Genomic DNA, 4,267 nt, shown 5'->3' with positions numbered 1-4,267 from the left:
ATGGTTCGCATGGCGTACATTTTTACCAAAAGTAACCGGTGACTTCCCGCCGGCCCGGCCTTCTGTGAATCCGGCCGGGGTTTATGTGAATTCCGAACGCCTCACGTCGACGACCTTCAACTGCAGGTTTTTTTCCCCGTTCCATTCGTTTTCGTCCAGCGTAAATACCACGTCCACCGCGCTGGACCCCGCCAGGAGGGGATATTTTGCCGCCAGGTTGAAGCCGATACCGGTGAACGTCACGTCGCCCTGGCGCAGTACGAAGCGCAGGTGGTCCTCCTTGACAATCTTGGAGTAACCGGTGTCGTATACACGCCGGACGACGAATAAAGGTCGCATATTGTCCGGCCCGAACGGCTCCATCTGGCAAAGGATGTTGTAAAACAATGGGACCAGGTCCGAAAAGGAAACCTCGGCGTCGATAGACAATTCCGGCGTCAGCATCTCCTCGGTGATGGACTCGGAGACCACGGCTTCGAAGAGGGCCGTAAAGGCGTCGATGTTTTCCCGGGCCATCGTCAGCCCGGCGGCATAAAAGTGTCCGCCGTATCCGATGAGCAGGTCTTTGCACCGGTGTACGGCCTCGTACACGTTAAAACCGATGACGCTCCGGGCGGAGCCGGCAACGATGTCTCCGGACTGGGTAAGGACGATGGTCGGCCTGTAGTAGCGGTCGATGAGGCGGGAGGCGACGATGCCCACGACCCCTTTGTGCCAGTGTGGCTGGAATACGACGGTCGACTTCCGGTCCTGCATGTCGAGGTCGGACTCGATCAGCGCGAGCGCCTCCCGGGTGATGCTCAGGTCGGCGTCCTTACGCTCCGAATTGTCGTTGTGGAGCATTTCCGCGTAGGCGGCGGCCCGGATAGGGTCCTGCTCGATAAACAGCTGTACGGCTTTGCGGGCGTCGTCCATGCGCCCGGCGGCGTTGACGCGGGGCGCGATGACAAAGACCAGGCTGTTGATATGAAGGGTCTTGTCCAGACCGCTGAGCTGTATGAGGGCCTTTATTCCGGGAGAAGGTGCCTCGTTCACCCGTTTGAGCCCAAAGTGCGCCAGGACGCGGTTTTCGCCGGTTATGGGGACGATGTCGGCCGCGATGGCGGTAACGACCAGGTCGAGGTAGTAGTGTGGGGTATCGGGAGGCAGCCCCCAGGTTTCGCAAAGCGCCGAGACCAGCTTATAGCCGACCCCGCAGCCGCAGAGCTCCTTGTAAGGGTAGGGACAGTCGGCTTGTTTGGGATTGAGGATGGCTACTGCCGGAGGTAGCTCGGCGTCGGGGAGGTGGTGATCGCATACGATAAAATCGATGCCGGACTGGCGGGCGTAGGAGATCAGCTCGACGGACTTGATTCCGCAGTCCAGGGAAATGACCAGGGTAAAACCGTTATCCCGGGCAAAGTCGATGCCTTCCCTGGAAATGCCATAGCCCTCCCGGTAGCGATGAGGAATATAAAAATCCACGTGCTCCCGCTGTTGCCGGAGGAACTGGTAGACGCACCCGACGGCGGTCGTGCCGTCGACATCGTAATCCCCGTATACCAGTATTTTTTCTCCCCGGGAAAAGGCTTCGGTAATGCGGTCGACCGCCTTTTGCATGTCCTTCATCAGCCAGGGGCTGTGGAGGTCGTCCAGGCTGGGCCGGAAATAAGCCTTGGCCGCGTCGTAGGAATCCACACCCCGCTGCACCAGCAGCGTGCAGAGGATCTTATGGATGTTCAGCTGATCTTTCAGACGGGCGACCACCGTTTGGTCCGCGGGCCGTACTTTCCATTTCTTCTCCATGTCGGTGGCCCTTGTTTTCAGTATTTTCTATCCGTAGTATACCTGACCAGGTCCTCCAGCCCGGTTTGTATGGGGGAGGGCGGGAGTGAATGCAGCAGCCTCAGGGCCTCGTCCCGGTACTCTTCCATTTTCCGCCGTGCATAATCTATTCCACCCGCCCGGACGACTTCGTCGATAAGGTAGGCTACCCGTTCCTTGCGGCGGTTCTCGTTCTTGAGGATGTATATCATCTTCCGGCGGGTAGGGCCGTCGACCCGGTTGAGGGTATAGATGAGGGGAAGGGTCAGCTTCTTTTCCTTGATGTCGTTACCCGTAGGCTTGCCGACGTCTTCGTTGCCATAATCGAAAAGGTCGTCCTTGATCTGGAAAGCCATTCCGACGTTCTCGCCGAAGAGCCGCATCTTTTCCGTGAATTCAGGGTCCGACGTAGCGGAGTAGGCGCCGGCGGCGCAGGCGGAGCTGAGGAGGGACGCCGTTTTACAACGAATGATCTCGTAATATACATCCTCCTTCAGGTTCAGGTTGCGGGCCTTTTCCATCTGCAACAATTCCCCTTCGCTCATTTGCTTGACGGCAACGCCCAGGATCTGCAGGACGCGGTAGTCGTGCTCGCTGGTGGCCAGGGACATCCCCTTCGCCAGCAGGTAGTCGCCCACCAGGACCGCAATCTTGTTCTTCCATAACGCGTTGATCGAGAAAAAGCCGCGCCGTTCCAGGGATTCGTCCACAACGTCATCGTGGACGAGCGATGCAGTGTGCAATAATTCCACAAAAGCCGCTGCTTTGTAGGTACTTTCACCCACAGCTGCGCCAGACACTTTGGCGCAGAGGAATACGAACATTGGCCGCAGCTGCTTGCCTTTTCGTTTGATGACGTATCGCATGACCCTATCTAACAGGGGGACCCGGCTTTGGACAGATTCATTGAACTTGGTTTCAAATAAAGCGAGTTCTTCCTGTATGAGCTTTCTGGTCAGTTCCATGATGTAACAGGGAAGCAATTTACGATATGGTACAGATGTTGCTAAATAAAATTTAAATCGCCATGCAACTTTTGGGGACGGGAAGCGGTCTAGTGCTATAACTTCCTGGTTTACCGGGGCCCATAACGGTGTTCCCTACCCTGAAACAGGGATTAAAAAAATTTGGTATTTAAAACCCAATGTCTATTTTTGTGGCAACATTTCTAACTGGAAATACACCAAAATTAAAACCAATAACACTTACTATGGCAAGCAAAAAGTATTCACTCGCAGCGGGTCTGCTGCTCCTGGCAGCGTCCAGCGCTTTCGCCCAGGAGGGTACAGCCTACGACTGGCGCGACTCTTCAAAGATCCCGTCCAAACGGATGCCCCAACAGAACGAATTCCTCAATAACCAGTATGCTTTCCCGGCAAAGCCCCGGGATATGTGGGAGCTGGGTTTGAGCGCCGGCCACATGATGGTTATCGGTGACATTCCTTCCCGTCCTGGTTTTGGTGGTGGTATCTCGCTGCGGAAATCCCTCGGCCACACCTTCTCCCTGAGGGCCGAGTACACCGGATCGTTCTCCTATGGTTTGGATTACCGTCCCCGCACCGGGACGTCGCTGGGTGGCATATGGGCCGCCGCCTACGGTAACAACCCCGTTTATGCCAACTACCGCACGAAGACCCACATGGTGTCCATCGACGGTATCGTGACGCTGAACAACATCAAATTCTACTCCGACAAGGTAAAGAGCAACTTCTATATCCTGGGCGGTTACACCCTGCTGGCTGCTGACGTCGACGTAAACGCGCTCGACGGTAACGGCAACCCCTACAACTTCGCCAGCATCGTCCAAGGCTCCCGCAAGAGCGTTCGCACCCAGTTCAACGACCTCGTTGACAAAGGGTATCGCCAGGAAGGCCCCAACGGCGGCAACCGTCCCCCGGTTGGCATCATGGGCGCCTATCAGGTACGCCACGCCGTTGACTTCGGCGCCGGTTTCGCCTACAAGATATCTCCCCGGTGGAACCTCGCCATCGAGGACAAGATCACCGCTCCCCTGGGTGACGACTACCTGGACGGCGTAAAACAAGGTAACAGCAACGACTTCTTCAACTACACCGCCCTCCGCCTGAACATCAACCTCGGCAACAAGGCCAAGCGTGTAGAACCCCTGTGGTGGTGGAACCCGCTGGACTACGCTTACAACGAGCTGAACGCCCCCAAGCACATGAAGATCCCGACGCCGGTTCTGCCTGACGCCGACGGCGACGGTGTAACCGACCAGTTCGACAAGGAACCCAACACGCCCGCCGGCGCCCCGGTTGATAGCCATGGCGTATCCCGCGATACGGACGGTGACGGTGTACCCGACTACAAGGATAAGGAACTGATCACCCCGACGATCTGCCAGCCGGTTGACGCCGACGGTGTCGGTAAGTGCCCGGATCCCGCGTGCTGCAAGAACATCGCTCCTCCTCCCCCCACTTGCGCTATCGGTAGCCTGCCCAGC

Annotated in this window: 3 protein-coding genes; 1 reads left to right on the top strand and 2 read right to left on the bottom strand. The window is 57.0% G+C overall.

Annotation, left to right across the window (positions count from 1 at the left end; all coding sequences use genetic code 11):
• Positions 1-81 precede the first annotated feature (81 nt).
• Together recJ and VL547_RS16685 are read right to left on the bottom strand one after the other, a co-directional pair.
• Entirely contained in the window at positions 82-1,785 is a 1,704-nt protein-coding gene (gene recJ / locus VL547_RS16690; RefSeq protein WP_325579907.1) for a single-stranded-DNA-specific exonuclease RecJ, read from the bottom strand.
• A gap of 17 nt (positions 1,786-1,802) precedes the next feature.
• Positions 1,803-2,768 (bottom strand): polyprenyl synthetase family protein, encoded by a 966-nt coding sequence (locus VL547_RS16685; RefSeq protein ID WP_325579905.1) that lies wholly within the window; start codon positions 2,766-2,768, stop codon positions 1,803-1,805.
• Between the two features lie 245 nt (positions 2,769-3,013).
• Between VL547_RS16685 and VL547_RS16680 the strand changes: the two genes are divergently transcribed.
• On the top strand, positions 3,014-4,267 hold a 1,254-nt coding region (locus VL547_RS16680; RefSeq protein ID WP_325579903.1), incomplete at its 3' end, for a hypothetical protein.

The organism is Dinghuibacter sp., assembly GCF_035492835.1.
Lineage (GTDB): Bacteria > Bacteroidota > Bacteroidia > Chitinophagales > Chitinophagaceae > Dinghuibacter.
Note: the sequence above shows the minus strand (reverse complement) of the source record. Positions and strands in the feature narration are given on the sequence as shown.